The organism is Lunatibacter salilacus (assembly GCF_009797935.1).
Taxonomy (GTDB): Bacteria; Bacteroidota; Bacteroidia; order Cytophagales; family Cyclobacteriaceae; genus Lunatibacter; species Lunatibacter salilacus.
This window is the reverse complement of sequence record NZ_VOLC01000010.1, coordinates 114,947-139,347: the sequence shown is the minus strand read 5'-3', so window position 1 is coordinate 139,347 and position 24,401 is coordinate 114,947. Positions and strand designations below refer to the sequence as shown.

At 45.1% G+C, this 24,401-nt stretch carries 18 protein-coding genes and 1 tRNA gene; 12 read left to right on the top strand and 7 right to left on the bottom strand.

The window, feature by feature from the left end; genetic code table 11:
• The first annotated feature begins 69 nt into the window (after positions 1 to 69).
• The 3 genes from FQ608_RS27250 (at position 70) to FQ608_RS14780 (ending at position 2,010) form a co-directional block, all read left to right on the top strand.
• Positions 70 to 252 carry a hypothetical protein gene (locus FQ608_RS27250; protein WP_199856387.1) on the top strand — a complete coding sequence of 61 codons (183 nt, stop codon included), beginning with the start codon at positions 70 to 72 and terminating at the stop codon, positions 250 to 252.
• A gap of 37 nt (positions 253 to 289) precedes the next feature.
• The gene (rhuM, locus tag FQ608_RS28060; protein WP_158859007.1) at positions 290 to 514 is read left to right on the top strand and encodes a RhuM family protein; all 225 of its coding nucleotides are present in this window, start codon (positions 290 to 292) and stop codon (positions 512 to 514) included.
• A gap of 302 nt (positions 515 to 816) precedes the next feature.
• Positions 817 to 2,010 carry a DUF4221 family protein gene (locus FQ608_RS14780; protein WP_158859006.1) on the top strand — a complete coding sequence of 398 codons (1,194 nt, stop codon included), beginning with the start codon at positions 817 to 819 and terminating at the stop codon, positions 2,008 to 2,010.
• Positions 2,011 to 2,105: 95 nt separating this feature from the next.
• Here FQ608_RS14780 and FQ608_RS14775 read toward each other — a convergent pair whose 3' ends face one another.
• Positions 2,106 to 4,550 carry a carboxylesterase family protein gene (locus FQ608_RS14775; RefSeq protein WP_158859005.1) on the bottom strand — a complete coding sequence of 815 codons (2,445 nt, stop codon included), beginning with the start codon at positions 4,548 to 4,550 and terminating at the stop codon, positions 2,106 to 2,108.
• A gap of 304 nt (positions 4,551 to 4,854) precedes the next feature.
• Between FQ608_RS14775 and FQ608_RS14770 the strand changes: the two genes are divergently transcribed.
• Together FQ608_RS14770 and rhuM (FQ608_RS27510) are read left to right on the top strand one after the other, a co-directional pair.
• On the top strand, positions 4,855 to 7,278 hold the full coding sequence (locus FQ608_RS14770; protein WP_158859004.1) for a beta-N-acetylhexosaminidase family protein: 2,424 nt from the start codon (positions 4,855 to 4,857) through the stop codon (positions 7,276 to 7,278).
• Between the two features lie 63 nt (positions 7,279 to 7,341).
• The gene (gene rhuM, locus FQ608_RS27510; protein WP_158859097.1) at positions 7,342 to 7,731 is read left to right on the top strand and encodes a RhuM family protein; all 390 of its coding nucleotides are present in this window, start codon (positions 7,342 to 7,344) and stop codon (positions 7,729 to 7,731) included.
• A gap of 109 nt (positions 7,732 to 7,840) precedes the next feature.
• Here rhuM (FQ608_RS27510) and FQ608_RS14760 read toward each other — a convergent pair.
• From FQ608_RS14760 to FQ608_RS14750, 3 genes are all read right to left on the bottom strand, one after another.
• Positions 7,841 to 7,915, bottom strand: a tRNA-Pro gene (locus FQ608_RS14760).
• An 86-nt stretch (positions 7,916 to 8,001) separates the two neighbouring features.
• Entirely contained in the window at positions 8,002 to 9,501 is a 1,500-nt protein-coding gene (locus FQ608_RS14755; RefSeq protein ID WP_158859003.1) for a DUF1501 domain-containing protein, read from the bottom strand.
• A gap of 5 nt (positions 9,502 to 9,506) precedes the next feature.
• Positions 9,507 to 12,722: a DUF1553 domain-containing protein gene (locus FQ608_RS14750; RefSeq protein WP_158859002.1), complete on the bottom strand. Its 3,216-nt coding sequence runs from the start codon at positions 12,720 to 12,722 to the stop codon at positions 9,507 to 9,509.
• A gap of 186 nt (positions 12,723 to 12,908) precedes the next feature.
• On the opposite strand from FQ608_RS14750, the gene FQ608_RS14745 reads away from it, so the two are divergent.
• From FQ608_RS14745 to panB, 4 genes are all read left to right on the top strand, one after another.
• Positions 12,909 to 14,162 carry a 3-deoxy-D-manno-octulosonic acid transferase gene (locus FQ608_RS14745; protein ID WP_158859001.1) on the top strand — a complete coding sequence of 418 codons (1,254 nt, stop codon included), beginning with the start codon at positions 12,909 to 12,911 and terminating at the stop codon, positions 14,160 to 14,162.
• Complete coding sequence (rsgA, locus tag FQ608_RS14740; RefSeq protein WP_158859000.1) at positions 14,159 to 15,082, top strand: ribosome small subunit-dependent GTPase A; 924 nt, start codon at positions 14,159 to 14,161, stop codon at positions 15,080 to 15,082. The genes FQ608_RS14745 and rsgA overlap by 4 nt, the downstream gene beginning before the upstream one ends.
• Positions 15,083 to 15,160: 78 nt before the next feature.
• Positions 15,161 to 15,664, top strand: a complete 504-nt coding sequence (locus FQ608_RS14735) for a phosphoribosyltransferase family protein (RefSeq protein WP_158858999.1) — start codon at positions 15,161 to 15,163, stop codon at positions 15,662 to 15,664.
• A gap of 4 nt (positions 15,665 to 15,668) precedes the next feature.
• A complete protein-coding gene (gene panB / locus FQ608_RS14730) occupies positions 15,669 to 16,490 on the top strand; it encodes a 3-methyl-2-oxobutanoate hydroxymethyltransferase (protein WP_158858998.1) in 822 nt (273 codons plus the stop codon).
• Here panB and FQ608_RS14725 read toward each other — a convergent pair whose 3' ends face one another.
• Together FQ608_RS14725 and FQ608_RS14720 are read right to left on the bottom strand one after the other, a co-directional pair.
• On the bottom strand, positions 16,491 to 19,142 hold the full coding sequence (locus FQ608_RS14725; RefSeq protein WP_234364216.1) for a PVC-type heme-binding CxxCH protein: 2,652 nt from the start codon (positions 19,140 to 19,142) through the stop codon (positions 16,491 to 16,493). It abuts the gene before it with no gap.
• A gap of 47 nt (positions 19,143 to 19,189) precedes the next feature.
• The gene (locus FQ608_RS14720) at positions 19,190 to 20,107 is read right to left on the bottom strand and encodes a sugar phosphate isomerase/epimerase family protein (protein ID WP_158858997.1); all 918 of its coding nucleotides are present in this window, start codon (positions 20,105 to 20,107) and stop codon (positions 19,190 to 19,192) included.
• A gap of 79 nt (positions 20,108 to 20,186) precedes the next feature.
• Between FQ608_RS14720 and FQ608_RS14715 the strand changes: the two genes are divergently transcribed.
• Entirely contained in the window at positions 20,187 to 20,405 is a 219-nt protein-coding gene (locus FQ608_RS14715; protein WP_158858996.1) for a hypothetical protein, read from the top strand.
• Between the two features lie 145 nt (positions 20,406 to 20,550).
• Here FQ608_RS14715 and FQ608_RS14710 read toward each other — a convergent pair whose 3' ends face one another.
• Positions 20,551 to 21,093, bottom strand: coding sequence for a CAP domain-containing protein (locus FQ608_RS14710; protein WP_158858995.1), 543 nt, complete (start codon positions 21,091 to 21,093; stop codon positions 20,551 to 20,553).
• 174 nt (positions 21,094 to 21,267) lie between these two features.
• Between FQ608_RS14710 and FQ608_RS14705 the strand changes: the two genes are divergently transcribed.
• Positions 21,268 to 23,502 carry an NADP-dependent isocitrate dehydrogenase gene (locus FQ608_RS14705; RefSeq protein WP_158858994.1) on the top strand — a complete coding sequence of 745 codons (2,235 nt, stop codon included), beginning with the start codon at positions 21,268 to 21,270 and terminating at the stop codon, positions 23,500 to 23,502.
• A gap of 387 nt (positions 23,503 to 23,889) precedes the next feature.
• Positions 23,890 to 24,393 (top strand): CIA30 family protein, encoded by a 504-nt coding sequence (locus FQ608_RS14700; protein WP_234364215.1) that lies wholly within the window; start codon positions 23,890 to 23,892, stop codon positions 24,391 to 24,393.
• Positions 24,394 to 24,401: the final 8 nt, after the last annotated feature.

The window sequence follows — 24,401 nt, the reverse complement described above, 5'->3', positions numbered from 1 at the left end:
AATTTAACTCAATCAATACGGAGATTTTGAAAATGGTGAATTTGATAAGCGCATAGTCAGTAAACTAAAATGAGTGGCCAGGATGATAATACGAAAGGCTTTATCCCCTCCCATGGAGGTTACCGCAATCTGTTCAGTTATCAGAAAGCAGAAATCATCTATGACGGAACCGTATTATCTCTAATTTCTTTTGAAGTCTTGATGAAATCATTTTATATCGCCCCAATGAACTTGCTGAGCATATTGAAGTAAAGTTGGATGATGATACCGAGTGGCTTTCCCAAAACAGATGTCTACACTTTTTAATCAAACCAAACAGAATGTAAGTTTACATATAAACAATTGCTTTAAAGAGGGAGAACTTGAAAAAGGGGCAACTGTCAAGGAATCCTTGACAGTTCAGAAAGAAGGAAACAGAACTGTTAAACGTAAAGTTGAATTCTATAACCTAGATGTAATTATATCAGTTGGCTATCGTGTGAAATCCAAACTAGGCACCCAATTCCGCATTTAGGCAAACCGGGTTTTGAAAGATTATTTGATAAAAGGCTACGCCATCAATAACCGTATAAACCGATTGGAAGACAATCTTGAAAGCCTGAAAAACAAGTCTTCAAACACGGCTAGAAAATCTTAACATCAGTAGAATCTGAAACCGACTTGGATGATTTGATTGGAATAAAATAATTTTTTCAGGAGGTTCGGATGATTGGGATAGGTGAAGCAACGCAGGGTACGGGTGATTTTTTTAAATTAAAAGATTAATAGGATTCTACTTTTTAAATTTTAACTTTATAGTTTAAAATTTTTGATGGTATGATTAAATATAGTTTCATAATTCTACTTGTTGCAGGTCAGCTGGCGTGTTCAAGTGGAGATAGCTTGGACAGTATCGGCGGAAGCACTTCGCTGGATTATTCTTTGGATACTGTAATGGTAGATCCCGGTGATGAAATATTGTTCGTGTCGGGGCGGCTATACCAATCTGACCTTTCTCCGGATCATAAATTCCTGTACAACTTCAATCAACATGATCATTCGTTTGAACAGATTGATCTGGATGAATTGAAACTGGTCAGGAAATACCCCTTTGAGAAGGAAGGGCCAAATGGAATAGGAGAGTTTTTCCGGTCTTTTTTCCTCTTGGACAACGACCATTTGATGGTACTCAGTTTCCCAAATCCTGGCATTTTTGACTTAAGTGGTAAGAAACTGCATGAACTGGATTTTAAGAATTTTGGCAATGATGAAGATGGGATACAGGATGGGGAAAATTTTGTGGTTTCAATAGACCATCCCACTGAAGAGAACCAGTATCTGGGGTTTGTACGAAACTTCGAGAAAAAATCCACCGAGCTTATGCGGGTTGACCTTAATGAAGGTATAGCCAAGAGAATTTCAGTTCCCCAATATAAAAACCTAAGAAAATTCGATTTGCAATTTTCAGACGGTAAAAGCTTTATGATATATGGCCCGCAATCGTATCTAGTCGAGGAGGGCAGTAAAATACTGCTTGGGAGCAACTTCTCAAACGAAATTTACCAGTACCTTCCCGAATCCGACAGTCTGTTGGTGAAATCATATCAAAGCCAGCTTACTGAGAACGAAAAAACTGAACCAAGTGGGAATGAATTTGATACCCAAGAAGCCTTTAGGGAAGCAGTCAGGCAGGTACAGGAGCAAATCAGTTTTTCACCACCTGTCTGGGACGATCTATATCGGGTATATTATCGGTTTTCCCATAAAGAGGTGTTTGAAGATGCCTCCACAGAAGCCTTTCAATTCCCTACCGCTACCGAAGCGGAGGTTTACCTGACCATCTTTGACGAAAACCTGAGCATGCTTGCAGAAACTGAGATATCCAGCATCTCGATGCCGCCGCAGAAGCATTTTGTAAAGGACGGCAAAATTTGGATGTTTGTGAACATGGAGGACGAGATAGGCTTTGTCAGATTGGCTATAGACCTTGGAATAGAGCCATTACCCTCCGATGGAATACAGCGAAATTAATGCTTCATAGAATACACAATCAGCCCGGGGTTTTCTGATTCCCGTGCTGCTGTCGCTATAGCTGCGAAATTTTTACCATTGGTGTTGATACAGTTTTATTTTTCAGAAGGTAGACTCCAGTCATTTTGATAGAACCCGGTAGCTTTAATTGCATCAACTCCTTTTATCGGCAGATCAGCAGTAAAGATTATATAATCAGGAAAGCCGCTCCCTCCGGCAAAATATTGGTTGGCATTTGCGGTATGCAGCCCTTTCAGGCCGGTACCGCTGACAACGGCAATGGAATGGGTGGCATTGTCCTTACGGGGAACCATAAAATAGGCACCCAAATCATCCTGATTCAACACTTCGCTTCCTATTGTGACTGCACTGCGGCTTACTTGAATAGGGCTATGGTCGAGCAGGGGTTTCCAAGCCCGGTTGGTGTCGGCATTGCCATAGATTATAATTCCACGATCAGCGTATTTATCCAAATCGAACTCCCTGTCCGAAACGATATCAACGGCCCCATTTCCCCGGTAATACCACATTTCCGCATCAAAACGGGCTTTGTTGAAAGCCCATTCGTTTTCGGCTTTATTACCTGAGGTCCCATAAACAAATATCATCCGATTATTAAATGGCTCCTTAAAGGTTCCATTTCGTAACGCACCTTTGTGCGAAGCGTCCGGTTTGCCGCCTACTGCCCAATTGTTGCCTTTGCGGTGGAGATAGATCATTTCGGTAGCATCCTTTCTCCAGCTTAGCGTTTGCCCATCCACTTCCAATGATAACGTATCCCCAGGTTGGAAATCCCTTGTTTGGATGCCTAGTATCGAAATATTCTCAGTAGTACCGTTCACATGTTTTGTTTCCAAATCCCGTTTGATGTGAATACGGCTATATTCAAGCGGGTTTTCCTGCTGTAATATATGAATCCACTTATTGAAAGAGGAGACGGCTGTATTGGCAGTGGAAAAGTCGATGGTATGTGTGGATTTTTCATCCAGTAAGGTATGCCATTTAAAATAGTCAAACAGTGGAGCCCAGTCTACACTTTCATCTCCAAACCAATGGCTGCCTCCGGGATATTCATAGTAGCTAAAGTCTGGATGAAATTCGGCCAAAATGCCCCGCATTTGTCGTGCATAATCCACGGATACCACGCGGTCGCTATCTCCGTGATGAATATAAACTCCCGCTGCTTTGTAGTTTTTGGCCAATTGGATGGCGTTGCTCGGATTGCTGGCACGGAGTAAGGTTTTTTCGACAAGATCATCGGAATCTTCCGGAATTTTTCCGTCCGCAGAGCCATATCCCATTAATGTAGGGTATCCAGCGCAGGGGGCAATAGCAGCCCACTGTCCGGCAAAAGTTGCTCCCAGATACCAGGTGCCGTGGCCGCCCATGGAATGTCCGGTCAAATAAATTCGGGCAGGGTCCGGTTTGAATTTTTGCTTGGCCAGCTCCAATACCTCCATGGCATCCATTCGGCCCCAGTCTTCCCAGTTAAATCCTCTCGGTCGACGGTTAGTTGGGGCTACCAAAGTACCCCAGTCTTTGGGTTTATAGGCACGGGCCTGTCCTATGGCTTCTACCCCTGCACCATGCACTGATAAAAACAACGCTGATCCAGGTGTTCCCCCACCTATTTGGGGAGCTACACCATAGTATTGCACGCTGCCGTCGATCTCACTGATAAAGGTTTGTTTATAATGTTCCGTGTTTTCCCTGCCAAATAGCGTGATTTCTTGGCTATCGGCAGCTTTATTTCCAACCTGTAGATTAAGCGTTGCCGTATATTCTCCTTTCTCTGATATGTCTTTAGCGTTGATGCGAAACCCCACTTTTCGAATGGTCATGGCAGGTATGGTGGGTAGATCTGTAAGGGTGGAGCTGCCACTCAGCCTTAATTCCATTTTTGCGTTGGTGATGGCTTTGGTAGTAGAATTTACTACCACGACTGCCCCCATGAGTTCCTCATTATCCTGTCCCAATACGATATCCGGTAGGGTGGCATCTTCAATTTTAAGCAATACAGGTTTTTGGTCCAAATGTAACTCTGCGGATACCCCAGACCATAGTCCGGTAAACCTGGCGAGTATTTTATTCGTGCCTTTTTCCAATGTGACAGGAAGGTACAACCAGCCGTCTCCGTAGATATCACCTGCCCGAGGAACTCCATTGAAATACAGCATACTGCTTCCACTTACCCTCAAGAGGGCAGATTGCTTTTTGTCAGATTCGTAGGTGAGGTATAAGTATCCAGCCCTTACCCGACCTCTGAATTTGCCTGTTTCATCCGCTTCCAGCGTTTGCCAAAAATCCTCCGTATCAGGCTTAACCGGAAGCCCGTCCTTAGGTTCCTGAAAAGTCCCCGCGGCAAGTTGGTATGCCAAATGGTCTGTGAAAATTACCTCACGCCCATAACGGTGTTGGTTTTGGATCACCAACCCCTTGGTAAACGTGTGGGTTGTTTGGGCGATGACAGGTGATAATATAAAAAATAATTGGCAGAGAAATAAAGTTACGGCAAGTGATAACGCTTTTATTTGGGGCATGGAAGTTATTGGTTAGGACAATATTTAAAGCTATTGCCTCCAAAAATAGCCAATATGTTTTAGAAAATAACTTCCTGATAGTGTCTAATTCAATAAAAAATTTTAATAACAGTTTAAACTAGCGTTATTTTTTTAGAACTCATGTGATCATTTAATTAGTTACCGAGACCGATAAAAGGTGAAAATTTGATCTCAAATAAAAATTTTCATGCCTTTAAAGGCAAATAGATGCCGCGATGGGTTTCTAAAATAGTCTAAATCCCGATCAGGAAGTATAACAGAAGAATAATTAGTCAATCAACTTATGAGTCGTCTTTCATTGTTACTTTCAGGAATTCTATTCTTTAACATAACCTTTCTTTCCGCTCAAAACTTTGATTTTAGCAGGGCGATTGTTTTTTCAAACCATGTAGAGGTAGGGCGAATCGGTTTTTTGACGGAAGTGTTTCGTGATGAGGTTAAAAAGCGGACGGGAATCCTTATGCCAATTCAATCCACTCCCGCAGACCGTGGCCAGCCTGCAATAGTTCTTGGCATTCGTGATAAAGTAGAAAACTTGCCAACTGTTTACCGGACAGGAATAAACGCTTTACCTATGCTTTCTGAGGAAGGATATAGTGTGCATTTAGATGAAAGTTCGCAGACATTGTTTATTCTCGGTGAAGAGGAAAGGGGATTACTTTATGGAATCGGAAGAGTATTGCGAAAAATGGAAGCAGTACCCGGAAAACTTATGATTCCGTTGTCAGTTTCACATCAAACCTCACCCAAGTATCCCATCCGCGGCCATCAATTGGGATACAGACCGAAAACTAATTCCTATGATGCGTTTACGGTGGAAATGTTCGAACAGTATATCCGTGAGCTGGCATTGTTTGGGGCAAACAGCATTGAAATTGTTCCCCCAAGAACGGATGATGATTTTACCAGCAGGCATATGAAGCTGCCAGCGATTGAGATGATCGGGGAGCAGTCCAGAATTGCGGACCAATATGACATGGATGTTTGGATGTGGTATCCAAATATGGGTTCAGATTACGATCACCCAGATTCTCTGAAATTCGAAATTGCGGAGCGGGAAGAGGTATTTGCCGCCGTTCCCCGCTTGGACCATCTGTTTATTCCAGGTGGAGATCCCGGTGAATTGGAACCTGACGAATTATTTACGTGGTTGGAGATATCCGCAGAAGTGCTTCATCGCTACCATCCCAATGCCAAAATCTGGGTTTCTCCACAGGTGTTTCGTCCGACTCAGGAATGGTTTGACCGATTTTTCTTCCATATCAACCAGGAGTACGAGTGGTTGGGCGGTGTGGTTTTTGGACCTTGGGTAAAAATCCCATTACCAGAACTGCGTCAGCTAGTGAATCCCGGAATACCCATTCGGAGATATCCTGATATTACACACAGCCTCAGTTCACAATATCCGATTCCTAACTGGGACCTAGCCATGTCCATGACATTGGGCAGGGAATGCATCAACCCCAGACCGGAAGATCAGAAAGCCATTCACAACGCCCTCGCGCATTTGGCTGATGGTAGCCTTAGTTATTCCGAAGGCACCAACGATGACGTCAACAAGTTTGTTTGGACCGATCAGGACTGGGATCCCGATACACCTGTTATCGAGACGTTGAGGGATTATGCCCGGTTTTTCTTCGGTCCTGAATGGGTGGAGGGCATTGCCCAAGGCCTATTCGCGCAGGAGGAAAATCTCAGAGGCCCCTTGCTTACCAATATGCAGGTGCCAGTCACTTTGCAATTATGGCAGGAAATGGAATCTAAGGCTGATGAAAAACTTATGGGAAATTTTAGGTTTCAAATGGGATTGATAAGAGCGTACTTTGATGCCTATGTGCAGCGTAAATTAGCCTTACAAACAGCCGGAGAACATCAAGCGAAGGATTTAATGCGTCAGTCCCTTGTAGAAAAAAGTAAAGAACCGTTGAAAGAGGCCTTGGCTGTTTTGAATGAATCCATATCAAAGGAGGCCGCTGCGCAGTGGAGAGAAAGGTGCTTGGAGTTGGCGGATGATTTGTACGAAAGCATAGGAGCTCAGCTAACCATAGAACCCCACGGCGCTGCATCGGGTAGGGGGAATTTTATCGACAACTTGGACGCTGTGCTTAATGACGCACCTTGGCTGATAGATAATATTAACACAATTCTTGCAATGGAATCCGGTGACAACTGGGGGGAGAAGCTGGGCGAAGTGATCAACCGTACCAACCCCGGTCCCGGAGGTTTTTATGATAATTTTGGACATCCCAAGAGCTGGAAACAGGTGGTCTTCGATTCTTCCTGGGAGAAAGATCCGGGAAGTTTGTATAATCCTAGGATTAGTTTTGGGGTAGGGTTAATCGGTGTGGAATGGGTTCATGAGGTGAAGGCAGTGGGGTTTGAAGGAACTTCCGCACCGCAGGCCTGGATGATGCAGGTGAATACGTTGTATGATACGCCGTTGAAGATCAGGTACGATAAACTCAACCCGGAATTGGAGTATACGCTGAAAGTGGCCTATACGGGTAGGTTCCGTTCTAGGATGAGGTTGGAGGTGGATGGAGGAATCGAAGTCCATGATTTTATACAGACAGGCCAGCAGCCGATCTATGAATTTGACCTTCCAAAGGAGGCATATCAGGATGGGGAGATCACCTTTAGTTGGACCTGTGGAGAAGGGGAGCGGGGTGCGCAGGTGGCGGAACTTTGGTTGATGGTGAGGGAGTAGGTGTTATTGTGAAGAAGAATGAATCCCAAATTGATAACGTGCAGAAAGGTATACTGAGGATTAATCATAAATGAACACATCCAGACTATTTATAGAACTAAGGACCTGGATCACGAGCCAACTATCCGGAATTTCCGGATAGTTCAATTAGAAGGCAATAGAAACATTACTAGAAACATCGATCACTATAATCTTGATATGATTATTTCTGTCGGTTACCGGGTAAACTCAAAGCAAGGTATTCAATTCGTCATAAACAACGGCTTCATAGTCGGCAATAAAAGGATTGCCGCAGCATGTTTTTTATTGTTTCTGGAGAAAAACCAGATATTGTATAATGGTGACGGCGAAGCCATAATCAGTAATAACACGTTAGCAGTTCTTACGCTTTTTGTTGCGGCCATAAAGCCCGAGAGCCTGTCTAGGCGAATGTCGGGAAAATGGATACAGTGAAGAAATTGGTCATCAGGGTTCTGAATAGAAACATGTTATTATTGCTCAGAGATCGTGAAAAAAATAATACAACAAAAAAGCCAGCTCTTTTCAGAACTGGCTTTTAATGTCGGGGTGGCAAGATTCGAACTTGCGACCTCCTCGTCCCAAACGAGGCGCGATGACCGGGCTACGCTACACCCCGTTGCTTATTGTTTCCGTTAAGCGATTGCAAAGGTAAACATCATTTCTTAAAATCAAAATCGACGTGCCCTAATTTTTAGAATATTTTTAGGTGAACAACTCCGGTACCACATGTCCATGTACATCGGTAAGTCGGTATCGACGGCCTTGATGCTTGAAAATCAGCTGTTCATGGTCAATGCCGAACAGGTGCATTAAGGTAGCGTGAAAGTCGTGAATGTGGACAGGATCTTTTACTACATTGTATCCAAAATCATCGGTCTCCCCATAGGTGAAGCCGGGCTTTACCCCAGCACCGGCCATCCACATGGTAAAACAGCGTGGATGGTGGTCTCTGCCGTAGTTGTCGGCTGTCAGCGTCCCTTGGCTATATACCGTTCGACCAAACTCTCCACCCCAAACAACCAACGTGTCTTCCAAAAGTCCACGCTGCTTCAAGTCTTTGATCAAAGCGGCGGTGGCTTGGTCCGTTTTTTTACACTGGTTTCGGATGCTACCGGGAAGGTTACCGTGTTGATCCCAGCCCTGATGGTAGAGCTGTACAAATTTCACGTCTTTTTCTATTAGCCTTCTTGCCATCAGGCAATTGGCAGCATAAGTGCCCGGATCGCGGCTTTCTTCTCCGTATAATTCGAAAATATGATCGGGTTCGTCGGACAAATCGCTAATCTCCGGAACAGAGGTCTGCATGCGGAATGCCATCTCGTACTGGGAGATTCTAGCGCTGATCTCCGGATCCCCATACATGTCGAACTGAACTTCATTCAATGCTTTCAGATGGTCCATCATTTCCCGGCGGTCATGACCGTCATAGTTTTCAGGATTGCTCAGGTAAAGGACAGGATCCTTTCCGGACCGGAACTGCACACCCTGATGCTGAGAGGGCAGGAAACCATTTCCCCAGAGGCGGGCATATAAGGGCTGATCCAACACGGCATTCTTTGACACCATCACGACAAAAGCAGGTAGATTTTGATTGTCGGAACCCAGACCATAGGAAAGCCAAGCACCCATGGATGGCCTACCAGCCAATTGGTGACCGGATTGCATAAAGGTGATAGCCGGGTCGTGGTTGATTTGTTCCGTCACCATGGATTTGATAAAACAAAGTTCATCCACCACTTCGGCGGTGTGGGGCATCAGTTCACTGACCCAAGTCCGGCTTTCTCCGTATTGCTTAAAGGAGAAAGCGGAATCGGTAACCGGGAAAATGCTTTGGTTGGCACTCATGCCTGTCAAGCGCTGTTCTCCCCGTATCGAAGCGGGTAGATCTTTGCCGTGCATGTCCGAGAGTCTGGGCTTGTAGTCGTATAGGTCCAATTGGGAAGGCCCCCCGGCTTGAAACAAATAGATGATACGTTTAGCCCTCGGTGCATGGTGGGGAAGACCGGGAATGCCTCCGTTAGCCATCATGACTTGTTCGGGGGATGAGGCCAGTAGTTTGTCTGAGAAAAAAAGCGACCCCAACGCCAGGGATCCCATCCCCATAGCTGTCTTAGTCAGAAAATGCCTGCGGTCAATTTTCTTTTCAAGTTCATGAAGATCCTGATGCTGGGTAAATTTTGGAAGTGGATGATGATTACACATGGGATTTATCGTTTAGTAATCGCTGCGTCTGAGTTGATAATGGCACTGGCCACCACGGCATGGGAGGCTATGCGGGGGAATTCAACGGGATTAGTCAGTGCATACGCACCGGCTTCTATCCAGCCCTTAGCCTTTTCAGGAGCTTCGCTAAATTTCCGGTATTCTTGTTCCTGAAGGTTTTTCAGGATTTCCAATTCTTTTTCAGAAGGATGCCTTCCGGTGAGTTTTCTAAATGCCACGGTAATGCCAGCTTTACTTTCTGGGTGGTTGGCAATTTGAGCCCCGATTACTTTGGAAGCTTCAACGAAAGTTGGGTCGTTTAGCAAGACTAAGGCCTGCAAGGGTGTGTTGGTTTCCTGTCTAATTGCCATGGACTCACTCCGGTCGGGGGCGTCAAAGATATGTGTGGTAGGGTGGGGTACTGATCTTTTCCAGAAGGTATACATACTCCTTCGATACAGGTTTTCTCCCGAATCCTCGAGGTAGGTCCCCCCATTTACCCGCCATAGCCCCTCCGGTTGATATGGTTTGACACTTTTTCCACCGATTTTTTTGCTCAAAAGTCCACTGGCCTGTAGTGCATTGTCACGGATCATTTCCCCAGAAAGTCTGCCCGAAGGACCCCTAGCTAGGAGAATATTTTCCGGATCGGTTTCCCTCAGTTCCTCCGAGGTGTGCGAGGATTGTCTGAAAGTTGCGGACATTAGCATCATTTTTTGAAGTGCTTTAACATCCCAGCCCGATTCCATAAAGGACGTCGAAAGCCAATCCAGCAATTCGGGGTGAGAGGGCATTTCGCCCTGATTGCCAAAATCCCCGGCAGAGGCTACCAGCCCACGGCCAAAAAAGTAGAGCCACAGCCTGTTGACTGCTACCCTAGAAGTCAACGGGTTTTTTTTGTCAGTCAGCCACTTGGCCAGCCCAAGTCTGTTTTTTTCCATTCCCTCAGGCATTTCTAATACACTGCCAGGGGTATTGGGGAAGACTTCCTCTCCATGGGCACTATATTCGCCTCTGATTAGGAGATAGGTGGGCCTTCTGGGTTCCATATCCTGCATGACCATTACTTCCTGTATAGGTTCAACTTCCTCGGCGTGCTTCTTCCTGGCCGTGGTGAGTACCGCAAGTTGTTCTAGGTATTCTTTGGCATCGTTGCCAAGGAAATAGGCCTTTAACTGTTCCTTTTCCTTAGCTGACAAAACATTGGCCGGTTTCTCCAATACAGCTTTAAATGCATCTGGCTGGGCTATTTGTAGGGCTTCCAAAGCAGACAACTCTTTGTTAAAAACCATCAGGTCATCAACGAGTGCTCCCTTTAGTCCTCTGCCCCGCCATACTGCGCCAATTTGGATGGCAGGTTGACCTGCACCTCTGAAGAGGATGTCCTTGTACAAGTTGTCCCTTTCGGTGGTTGTTTCCATCACATCCCCATTGAGGTAAATCTGAAGCCCTTTAGCTTTGGAGGCCCCGTCATAGGTTAACAGAAGATTTATCCATTCATTTCTAGGCACCCCGCTTACCGTTTCTTTGATAATGGCATTGTAAGGAGCGGTATGTGCAAGAACCAATTCCAGCTTATTGTCTTTGAGATAAAGGTGGTATCCCCTTCTATTGTAAAGCACCGCCCCAGTACCTGTATGAAAGATGGTACCGTTTTTTAGATCCTCAGGGATGTTTATCCAGATACTGATGCTAAAGGGGTCACTTTTTGAGAAAACTCCAGATTTCTCCATGCGAATCCAAAAGTCTCCATTCAATTTAGCGGCCTTTTCACGGAAGCCATCAACTAGTTCTGGGGACTGGTTTTTTACTTCGCTGCTTTCCATCGTTCCCTTTTCGGAGGGATTAAGTTGGTTTTTGAGGGGAAGGGAGTTGAAGTCGACGTGGGCGGTTAAATTGCTCGGAAGTTTTCTGTTTAAATCTTTTTGATAGGATTCGGATGACAGCCACGCTGAAAACTTAGTAAGAGACGCATCTTCGATTGATTTCAACTTTTTTTCCTGCGTGGAAACTTCCTCCTGCATCATCGCCAAAAGCTTGTCTTTTTCCTCATCTGTCCACAGCAAGGTGGGAACGGGCATGGCATCATCCCAAGATATCTGCCCGGCTTCGTCAACCTGATTGAAAAAGCTGCTTAACTCAAAGTAATTTTTTTGTGAAATGGGATCATACTTGTGGTCGTGACAGCGGGCACACTCTAAGGTAAGTGCCATAAAGGCTTTGCCCAAGGTGTTTGTCCGGTCAGCTACGTATTCTACCCGAAACTCTTCCTGAACAATCCCCCCCTCCATATTCTGGGGGTGTATTCGGTTGAATGCCGTTGCTAAAAGCTGCTCTTTCGTTGGATTAGGCAGCTGGTCCCCGGCGAGTTGTTCGGTAATAAAGGCATCATAGGGCATGTTTTTGTTAAACGCATTAATCACCCAATCCCTGTACAAAGACATGTCCCGGTATCGGTCTACTGTATACCCATGCGTATCCGCATATCGGGCTACATCCAGCCAATGCATGGCCATCTTTTCACCGTAGTGAGGTGAAGCCATTAGTCTATCTATTTGCTTTTCATAGGCATCGGAAGATTTGTCTGCCAAAAAACTATCGATTTCCTCCGTGGTGGGAGGTAATCCGGTAAGGTCCAGGCTTATTCTTCTCAGTAAGGTCTCTTTTTCCGCTTCCGGACTTGGGGAAAGTCCATTGGCTTCAAGCATGGAAAGCACAAAAGCATCTATAGGGTTGGCACCCCAATCTTTTGTTTTGGTCTTAGGGACTGATACAGCTTGAAGAGGAATGAAAGACCAGTGTTCTTTATAGGCCGCACCCTCCTCTATCCATTGGATGAGGATTGCTTTTTCCCTAGTGGATAAGGTCAGGTGTGATTCAGGCGACGGCATCATGTAGTCTGGATCCGTTGAAAGAATCCGTTTGACCAATTCGCTTTGGGAAGGTTTTTTGGGTTTAATGGCCACCTTTCCCGGGTTTTCTGGTAGCGAAGCAAAAGCAGCCTCAGCTTCATCCAAGCGAAGGTCGGCATGCCGGCTTGCGGCGTCGGGTCCATGACAGGCGAAGCACTTGTCCGACAAGATGGGTTTTACGTGGATGTTGTAGTCCAATGCTTCCGGCAGATCATCCATGGCCTCCCTGACATCCGTAGGAATATCAGTACTACAGGAATAAATTACCGACAGCAACAACAGGTATATGGGGAGGAGACGCAAATTCATATAATTCGGATGATAATATTTCACTTAAAATTACCATTGTATTTTGCCATTTCCCAGTAAGAACGATACAAATTATTTGAGCGGTGACTTTAATCCATATGAAAGAGGGACTTTAGGTTCAATAACCCAATTGTCCGATTTAATTAACCACTCGTTAATCCAGAAAAGTTCTTAATTTTGTACCCTATGCGGTTAATATATAACCTTGGCATCCGTGCTATGACATTGGGAATTCAGCTGGGAAGCTTAAAATCAGCTAAGCTTGCCCAGATGGTTCGGGGGAGGAATAATCTTTTGCTGGAACTTTCCCGGTTTCGCAAGGATGCTGATGGGCCGCTTGTGTGGATACATGTGGCTTCCCTTGGAGAATATGAGCAGGCCAAACCTGTGATCAAGGCATTTAAAAAATCAAGGCCGGATTGGTTGGTTTGTGTTTCTTTTTTTAGCCCCTCCGGCTATGAGAATGTGATCAATAAACCCCAACCGTTTGTGGATTTTATTACCTACCTGCCCTTTGACTCCCAGCTAAAAGCTGAAGAGTTTGTGGAAACACTAAAGCCAAAAGCAGTTTTTTTTGTCAAATATGACTTATGGTATCATCACTTGGCTGCGGTTAAAAGGCGGAACATACCACTCTTCCTCATTGCCGCCGCACTTCGAACCGATCAGGTTTACTTCGCATGGTATGGCAGTTTCTTTTCCCAGATGCTGCTAACTTTTGACCATATTTTTACCCAAAATCAAGAAACGGCAGACCTGTTGGACAAAATCGGTTACTCCGAGTGGACGGTAGCCGGAGATCCCCGCTATGACAATGTGGAGGCTATTCGCCTTTCCCCAAAATCCTTTCCAGAAATAAATGATGGTATTCAAAAAAGAGTATTTGTAGCGGGGTCGGTCTGGCAGGAAGATATGGATCTTCTGATTCCATATATCAATAGCCACTCAGACTATCAATACGTAATAGCTCCACACGATATCCGGTCTCCAGATATCGAAGTCTGGGAAAAAGCCATAAACAAACCAGTAATCAGACATTCCCAACTTACAGAAAATACCCATTCCCAAGCCTGGGAGGTGATGATCATTGACAATATAGGCATGCTCTCCTCTCTGTATCAATATGCCCGAATTGCCTATGTGGGAGGGGCTTTTGGCAAAGGTCTTCACAATATATTGGAAGGACTTGCTTTCCGGATTCCGGTTATTTTTGGGTGGTTGAAAAATAAAAGCAAATTCCCTGAATGGGAGATCAGCCAGAGCTATGGTTGCGGGTTTGCGGTTAGAGATGCCCATTCATTCTCGGAAATAATGGATACAATGGAAGACGAAACTGCCTATAAGCAAGCTTGTGAAAGTGCGGAAAGATTACTACAAGACAACCTAGGTAGCGCAAAGAAAATCATGGATAAAGTAGATACATTCATAACAACCTTATGAAGGGCAGGGTAATCAAATCTACGGGTTCTTGGTATATGGTTCAGACCGAAGCAGGCTTGGTGAAATCCCGGCTTAGGGGTAAATTCAAACAGGATGACCTGAAACTCACCAACCCGATTGCAGTAGGTGATTGGGTTGCACTGGAATTGGAGGAGAATCAGGAAACAGGTGTGATTCATGATATTGTGTTGCGGGAAAACTACATCATCCGAAAGTCTACACGCAAGCAGCACTTCTCCCATATCCTGGCCTCCAACCTGGATCAGGCATTTCTGATCATCACCATTCGGGATCCACGCACTTCGCTGGGGTTTATAGACCGTTTTTTGGTGAGTACAGAGAGCTTTCGCATTCCTGCCTTTATTATCGTCAACAAAATGGATGCGATCAAAAAGGAAAAGGATTTTGAATACCTGGAAACAATCCGGGAAATATATGAACCCTTGGGCTATCCGGTAATAGAGATATCAGCGCTTTCTCAATCAGATGTAACCGAAAAGCTGTCTCCTTACCTGTCAGGAAAGACTACCTTGTTGGCAGGACATTCAGGTGTGGGAAAATCAACCTTACTCAATCAGCTTGTGCCTTCGGCCAATCAGGCTACACGTCCTGTTTCCGGCTTTACCGCCAAAGGGGTGCATACCACCACTTTTGCAGAAATGTTTCCAATTGGCGATAGTGGATACCTGATCGATACCCCAGGAATCAAGGAATTTGGCATTTTGGATATTGAGAATCAGGAGCTTTCCCATTATTTTGTGGAGTTACGGGGATATTTGGGGCAATGCAAGTACAATAACTGCCAACATGTCAATGAACCCGGCTGTAAGGTATTGGAGGTGTTGGAGAAAGGATATATCCACCCATACCGGTATGAAAGCTACTTGAAGATTCTATATGAGGAAGATGGCTACCGCTAATAGGTAAAAAGTCTCCAATCCTTTGAAACTAGTTTCTTTTGAATTAATTTTCATTTTTATTTTAATCCAAGCCATCCCATGAGTGAAAATAAAACTCTCGTCCTAAACCATAAGCAGATCCAACAAAAAATCGTAAGGATAGCCTATGAAATATATGAACGCAATTTGCGGGCGGAAGAGCTGGTTCTTGCGGGTCTCACAGGGATGGGCTATTCATTGGCGGAATTGATTGCCGATAAGGTACGGCAAATATCCCCGATTAAAGTGAAGTTGATAGCAGTGACGCTCGACAAGACGAATCCAAAAGTTGGCGAGGTGACGATCTCTGAAGAGGGACCTTTCTCCGGCCAATGTATCCTCATTGTAGACGATGTACTAAATACCGGCAAAACGCTTGCCTATGCCATGGCTCCGTTTTTGGAGGATAATGTCAAGCAAATTGAAGTCGCTGTCCTGGTAAACAGGAGCCACAAGCTGTTTCCCGTGACACCGGATTATACGGGGTTTGAATTGGCCACTACCCTGAGTGAACACATTACAGTAAAGCTTACACCGGAAGATTCGTCTGTTCATCTACACTAACCCTATGTCTGTACACCAATCCTCCCAACTCAAACGGATTACAACCCACATCCTTCAGGAAATGAAGCAGCGGGGTGAAAAAATATCCATGCTAACCGCATATGATTTTTCCATGGCGGGAATTGTGGATGCCGCCGGCATCGACATGATCTTGGTTGGAGACTCCGCTTCCAACGTCATGGCAGGCCATGAAACAACACTGCCCATTACCCTAGATCAGATGATTTATCACGCCACTTCGGTGGTTAGGGCAGTCAGTCGTGCCTTGGTGGTGGTGGACATTCCTTTTGGTTCTTATCAGGGAAATAGTTCGGAAGCACTTCGCTCTGCAATTCGAATTATGAAGGAATCAGGTGCCCATGCCGTAAAGGTGGAGGGTGGTGCCGAAATCAAGGAGTCTGTTGTACGTATATTGAGTGCAGGTGTTCCGGTAATGGGTCATTTGGGATTGACACCACAGTCCATTTATAAATTTGGCACTTATACAGTCCGGGCAAAGGAGGAAGATGAGGCCAATAAGCTCTTGTCAGATGCCAAAGTGTTGGAGGAATGTGGATGCTTTGCGCTTGTACTGGAAAAGATTCCGGCAAAATTGGCTAAGAAAGTGGCTGAAACGGTGGAGATCCCAGTTATCGGTATCGGTGCGGGACCGCATGTAGATGGTCAGGTACTGGTCCTTCACGACATGCTGGGGATTACCCAGGAGTTTCAACCCCGATTTTTAAGGCAGTATGCCGATCTGAGGGGCACGATGCTGCAGGCTGTTGGCAATTACATCCAGGACGTGAAATCCCGTGATTTCCCCAATGACAAGGAAAGCTACTGATTACTCCCTTTCCAAAAAGGCCAACAAATCCATCAAATCCTGATTGGTCAATCGTCGGTGCAGTCCCTCAGGCATTAAGGAGGTGCTTGACATGCCGTAGTCCGCAATATCAGACTTGTCAACCTCGATAAATCCCTCCGCTTGGGTATAAAGTTTGATATCGTAGGTACCCACATCGATCTGTCGGCCATCGTATCGGGTGCCGTCCTTCATTTCAATAAACCAGCCTTGCCATTCCGGGCTCATTTCTTCCGAAGGGCGGAGAATGGAGCTAATCAATCCCTGTCTGTTTTTGGATTTACCAACTTGGCTAAGGTCAGGACCTAGATCCCCTCCGCGGCCATCTACTACGTGGCAGGAAGAACACAGGGACGCACTGGAAAAAAACACCCTTCTTCCCCGATCTTTGTCTGCGGGACCATTTAGCAAGGATGCCCATTGGTCTATTTCCTGAGGACCGGGACGTTCTCCGATGTCCTGATGCAAGCTTAGCATCAGCTCCTGCCTCAGGACCTCACTGTCACAGCCACTTCCATCGGTAAGGACACTTTCCATGGCTTTTCTTACTTCTTCATCCGTGCTTCTATTTTGCAAGTACTTTGCGGCGGCAATGGCCAAATTTTCATCGGATACATAGAGCAAGGGAATTGCCTCTTGCCAGTTTTCAAGGGGTTGATTGGAAAGGATAGATAAAGCCTCTGCCCGAATCAAAACAGATTTTTCGTTGGACAGCGCCACATTAAGCAAGGCTTCTGCTACTTCGTCGTCAGGAACCTTCGCCATGGTTCGGATAATCTCCATTTGTATGTCCTCATCTTTCTCATTGGCTAAAAATCCCAGTAAAAGATCTTTTTCCTCAGCGGGGTTTTCCAGATACCGAAGGGCAAAGCCTCTCATTTTAGCAGAGTGGGAGGGGTTACTTACCAGATCGGTAATAAAATTGTCCGGTAATTTTAATGGGATTTTTCTCGATATGGGCTCTGCTTTAGCACTAAAAGGTTTTCTAAAGTCAGGTTCCAGCAATTTTACTGTTTCCAAATAGGTTTCGAACAGGGGGGTGGTAAAATCCCCTTTTTCAAGTGAAGTTTCCAACTCCTCCCGCAGCGAAACTAACCCATGTTTTCCTATCCAAATCATAGCCATGTTCCGTATCTCAGGATCCGGGTCTTTCAAAAACTGTCCGGCTAGCGACGCCTCTTGTGCGTGTTTGGATTGCTCGAGTGCCAATAAGACACCAAGGCGAATAGCTGGCGATTCGTCATTAATTTCTGCTTTCAATTTGTCCAGGTTACCCTCACTGCTCAGTGCCATAATAGCGGCATGTTTCATAAAGGGGTCATTCGATTTCAGGTTTTCCCAGTGCTCATCCAAATCTGCCCTTTCCGAAAGTAACTTATTAAGCGTTTCAACAGAGTTGTTGTGTTTTGGTTGATCATATATGCCTCTGCGCTCCAAGGGAGTGATGTTGTCTTTTGCGGAAAGTTTCCAGATTTTCCCCTGTCCGTGATTGGGGTAAACCCGTTCTACCCAGTCAGTGAAAAAGATGTTCCCCTTACTGTCAGTGGCAAAGGCTACTGGCCTGAAATCCTTTCCCCCCTGTAGCATTATTTCGGTTGTGCCCGTAATCGAAAGGCCTTTGGGTTCCATGGCAATCCGGACTATGCTGCTCTCCTCCCAGATCGTGCAAAGCATTTGGTCATTGTAATCTTCGGGTAACCTAGCCAAATTGGCATTTAGAAGGCCTGAGGGAGACTCTCCCAGGGCAACGGCGTAGGGTAAGGTACCCGGAAGCTCGCCATTCCATGCGAGGTAAGGGTGAATACCACTGCCCCCGAATAAGGATTGGTACCCAAAATCCGAGCCTTTTACAGCATGCAAAAGCCGGTTGGGACCACGGCTATCAGGGTCGTTATCTGCGACGAGTAGACGACCGTAGTTGTCAAACTTTAGATCAAATGGATTCCAGTATCCGGTAGAGAAAATTTCCACTTCGCTTCCGTCTGTTCTGGCCCGCATGATATTGCCACCATCTCCATAGCCTTCCACTTCGCTGCCATCAGATCCCTGGAATATCCAGTGAGCCGCTCCGGTATTTCCCCGTCCAATATACATCCAACCGTCATTGTCAAACGCAATGCTTAATATGGCTGCATGGGCGTACACCTGTTTCGGTTCGGTAAAAGCCATCAGCTTTTGGCTTCGTTCACTGACTCCATCCCCATCTTCATCATAAAACTTCCAGACCTCCTTGGAAGTAACCGCGTATAAATATCCATCGGGAGAAAAAGCAATATTCAGTCCCTCAAAAAGTCCCTCGGCAAAAACCGATTCCTTATCCCAGTTCCCATCTCCGTTGCTGTCTTCATAGACTTTTATAATGTCGTGCTTCGGGCCGGAATAGTCTTTTGGCGGAAGGTGGGTGTGGGATTCCAACACATAGACCCTATCCTGACTGTCCACGGCAATTCCTATGGGCGTAACAATATCGGGGTCTTGTTTCATGATCGTCAGTTCCAATCGGCCGTCCAACACAGTAACGCCGTCTACTACTATAGGTGAATCGCTTTTATTGTTGGTTTTACAAGAAATAAATGTGGTTAGTATAAATAGTAAAGTGGGAGATTTGAAGGAGAAGAAAGATGAAAATTTCATGCGGGTATTATTAATTGTGGGTTTAATTGAGCACGCTTGTTTAGTGGCTACCGCTGATATTTTTCAAACAAACGATAAGCCCTAGTCAGATCTTCGACTAGTGTTGCTTCATTTCTTGGCGGAGCCATTTCTATCAAAAGATACCCTTCATATCCATTTTCCAGCATTTTCTGGATTACCCCATCATTGTCCGTCACACCTTCACCAAAGTTTACTACCTTATGAACTCCAAATTTCTCCGTATCCTTGATGTCTATATGAAGGATTTTTTCGTGAAATTTATCAACCACTTCCATCAAGTTCACATTGGAGCCGTTAAAGTGTGCATTGTCCATGCACATCCCCACATGGCTGGAGTCGATGACTTCAAAAATGCGTTCATAGTCTTCAATAAATTCCAGGTTATTGTTGGCGTGGTTTTCCACCAATATCAAAACATCCATTTCCTCGGCGGCAGGAGTAATTTCCTTTAACACGTCGATGACCGCATGCAGCCCACCGGACTTATCCCTTCCGGACCCGGTGAATTTTACCCTGCGGCAGCCAAGCTGTTTGGCAGCCTGCATATTCCAAAGTTTGTGGGTAACGTCTTTGATGATGTTTCCATCAGCTCCGAATGAACTTCCCTGAACACAAATTGGAGTAAGTCCATGTTGATAGCAGCGCTGCTGAATGCTGTGTATGCCGGATGGGGTAAGGTTTCTCGCATACCAGCAGTTAAATTCCACGTTTTTGAAAGGGAGCTGGGGGATAATTTCAAAGGCCTTTTCAAAGTTTCTGTCTCCAAATCCATCACAGGTAATGGTGGCGATAGCGAGTTCTACCTTTCCGGAATTAGGTGTTATGTTGACGGATTTACCAAGTAGTGGTGCATTCAAAGCTGAAAGACCCAAAAGTCCCAGACCTGATTTTTTGAGAAAATTTCTTCTTTCGTTATCCTTGGCAGTTTGGTTTTGGGTTTTCATCGGCGATTAGTTGAAGCTACCAATTTACTTAAATTTTGTTTTCGGAAAAGTAATTGGAGTGATTAGTTCCTCATTAACGATGATCGGAGTGTCTTATACTGCTTTTTATTATACTGATAAAGGCGATTTTGAAGAAGGGGAGTTGAGGGAAATGTTGGAAAGTTTCCGTTCTGATCTTCAAAGGAAAGATTTTAATGATTTTTTTGAGTTAGAAGAATTTGTAGATGAATATTTGAGAAAATTGAGATTAATGTGGGTATCGGAAAATCAGAAAAAGTTGGAGCAAGCAAAGGTGTAGGATATTGTGTGCAGTTGACACAAAGTTTATTCCTCTCTTCGATTTCCGAGGGTGAATTTATTAGATCGCAAATACCCTTTTATTGGGGCGGTTACAGGAAAGGATCTTTAATAAAGATTAAAATAAAATGGAAATCAGGATCACTCTACCCCTCCATCTCCCCGAACCAAACCACGGCATACCCCTGATAAATCCCCACTCCCATAGCCTTCCATTCCGCGTCTTTAAAAACCCCCAGATTGGCGATGACGGCGTGGTGGCCTGGGCTTTTTTTCCATACATCTAATGTAATACCCGGCTGCGCTGCGGCGGAATGCCAATAGGCAATCTCATACCCGGGGCTGTTGTACCCGGCGATCTCCATCGGTTTATCCCACATACATTCGGGGTTTTTGTGATTGTCCCGGTAGCAGCAACTTTTCCATGGGCCCTTGTTAGACCAGGAATGCATATTGCAGCGTCCACCCTGTGTGTAATTTTCCATCAAGTCCTTGGCATGAACCTGGGCCACCTGTGTAAGAGCGGAAGAAAAGGGCACTGCGGAAAGTCCCCGACTTTCCCGGTAAGAGTTGATTAGATTGAAAAGCTCCTGTTCATCAGGCGAAAGGGTTGTTTCCATTGTGGAAAGACTAGCGGGCAGAAAAACGCTTCCCAAGAAAAACAATAGGTATATTAGATTCGCAATCATCTGTGAATTAGATTTAAGTTGTTCCTATAACGTAGAATGTACCCATTTAGTCCCCATGGTTAAAATCCATCTATTACACGGTTATACCTTTGAAAACGCATTTTTTTCCGTATTTTAGCCACAAATTAGTATCACTGCGATATTTTTATCAGCTATTATAAAAACAGGTTATTTATGAGTGACAAAACCCCAAAAATACTTTATACTTTAACAGATGAGGCGCCGGCTTTGGCAACCTATTCGTTGCTGCCCATTATCAAAGCCTTTACCGACTCCGCCGGCGTTGTGGTGGAGACTCGAGATATTTCCCTTTCGGGGAGAATTATCTCCACCTTTCCGGAATTTTTGAAAGAAGAACAGCGGATAGGGGATGCCCTTGCTGAACTGGGCGAGATCGCGAAAACGCCCGAGGCCAATATAGTAAAGCTTCCCAATATCAGCGCCTCTTTACCCCAGCTGAAAGCTGCAATTAAGGAACTGCAGGAGCAGGGATATGCGCTACCTGACTATCCGGATGATCCAAAAACAGAACAGGAAAGAAATGTTCAGACCAAATACGATAAGGTCAAAGGATCCGCAGTCAACCCGGTTTTACGGGAAGGAAACTCGGACCGAAGAGCGCCGCTTGCGGTCAAGCAGTTTGCCAAAAACAATCCACATAGCATGGGTAAATGGAGCAAGGACTCCAAAACCCACGTTTCCAGCATGACGGAAGGGGATTTTTACGGAAGTGAAAAATCGTTGACGATATCAGCACCTACCAAGGTTCAGATCATCCTTGAAAAATCAGACGGCACGAAAAAAGTACTTAAAGATGGATTGGGCTTACTTGCAGGGGAAGTGATTGATTCCTCGGTAATGAATGTGGCCGCACTTAAGAAATTTTTGCAGGAGCAAAAGGAAGAAGCCAAAAAACAGGGAGTGTTGTTTTCCCTGCACATGAAGGCTACGATGATGAAGGTGTCGGATCCGATTATTTTCGGTCATGCCGTTACTGTGTTTTTTGCCCCGGTATTTAAAAAACACGCAAGTGTATTTGCTGAAATCGGGGTGGATACCAAGAACGGTTTCGGGGATGTGGTAGCCTCATTGGGAAAGTTGCCCGCGGATAAGAGAACTGAAATAGAAGCGGATATTGCGGCATGTTATGCCGACAGTCCGGATTTGGCCATGGTCAATTCCGACAAGGGAATTACCAACCTGCATGTCCCTTCGGACGTGATTATCGATGCCTCCATGCCAGCGATGATCCGTGAGTCGGGTAAGATGTGGAATAAAAACAATCAAACGCAGGATACCAAGGCGGTTATTCCGGATAGATCTTATGCGGGAGTTTATCAGGCGACAATTGATTTTTGCCGTGAAAACGGGGCTTTTGATCCTAGTACCATGGGATCGGTACCCAACGTGGGTCTAATGGCCCAAAAGGCGGAAGAATACGGGTCGCATGACAAAACGTTTGAAGTATCCGCCGAAGGAACTGTAAAAGTCGTAGATACTGACGGCAACGTGCTGATGACCCAAGAGGTAAGCGAGGGTGATATTTGGAGAATGTGTCAGGTGAAAGACGCACCTATTCAGGATTGGGTAAAATTGGCCGTAAACCGTGCGAAAGCTACCGGAAACCCTACCATATTTTGGCTGGATAAAAACAGGGCTCATGATGCACAATTGATCACTAAAGTAGAGAAATACCTGAAGGATCACGATACCTCAGGGTTGGATATACAGATCATGTCTCCCGTGGAGGCTACCCAGTTTTCATTGGAAAGAATGAAAGCAGGCAAGGACACCATCTCCGTGACTGGAAACGTCCTTCGGGATTACCTGACTGATCTATTTCCTATATTGGAATTGGGCACCAGTGCCAAAATGCTTTCCATAGTACCGTTGATGAATGGAGGTGGTCTATTTGAAACCGGTGCTGGCGGTTCCGCTCCAAAACATGTGCAGCAGTTTGTGAAGGAAGGACACTTGCGATGGGATTCCCTAGGTGAATTCCTGGCATTGGCCGTTTCTCTAGACCACCTTGGCAATACGTTTAATAACGACCGGGCAAAAGTGCTTGGAGAAACTCTGGATGTGGCAACAGGAAAATTCCTCGAAATAGGAAAATCCCCATCCAGAAAGGTAAATGAGATTGACAACCGGGGCAGCCATTTCTATCTGGCTTTGTACTGGGCGGAAGCCTTGGCAGCTCAGGAGAAAGATGCGGCTTTGAAAGAAATCTTTGGACCTGTTGCAAAAGAGATGACTGAAAAAGAGAGCGCCATTATGGCTGAGCTTAACGGAGCCCAAGGCAGTCCTGTAGATATCGGAGGATACTACAGACCTGACGAGGAAAAAACATCGAAAGCAATGCGGCCAAGTGCGACCTTAAATGATATTCTGGGACGCATTAAAGCATAAAAATAGACTCCGTATTAAGTAGTTAAAAAGCTGACCTGAATGGTCAGCTTTTTTTGTTTTAAATTTCCTCTGCGCCCATAGCGCACTCTTTGGGTTCTTTGCGGTTAAAAAGGGGTGACCACTAAGGACACGGAGGTTCACGGAGGGCACAAAGAGATTTTTAAGTTTTTGCCGCTCATTCGTTTTTCGTTGTCATTTAGACAATAATTATCGCTTCCGAATGAACGTGTTTATCCCAGTAAATTCTTAGAAATTGTATATCCCTGTAGGTGAAAAAGGGGTGGGTTTTTTTTAGATTTCAAACAATAGTGAGGTTTATTCTCTTTTCAAACTATGTGGAATCTCATGATGTTCTTGTATCTTTTGTTTTATGTAAATCCGCTCGTAATGAAAGAGTCATTGCTATTTGATTTTGGTGTTGATAAAGATTTTGGAAGATGGTCCATCGTCAACGATGGTGTCATGGGCGGACTCTCTCAGTCCGAGGCAATTTTGGATGCGGATGGGCTTTTATTTACCGGAAATGTTTCCCTGAAAAATAACGGAGGCTTTGTTTCCCTTCGCAGTGCCTTGGGTGACTATGACCTTTCTTCGTACAGCCACTGTGAAATCCGTTTCAAATCAGATACCGATAGGAAATTTGAGGTTTTGATTGAAAAAGACACCCCATTTTACCTACCCAAATTCAGGGCAAAGTTTGGTGTGGACAACAAAGAATGGCATACTGCCACCATTCCTTTGCAGGATTTTGAAATCAGCAAAATGGGTAACACCATCCAAGTAGGTATTGACCCCAAAAGTTTAAAAGGCATTCAGCGTATAGGTTTTATTCTGGCCGACAAGCAGGAAGGAAGCTTCAATTTATGGATTGATTATTTGAAGTTTTATTGAAAAAACCG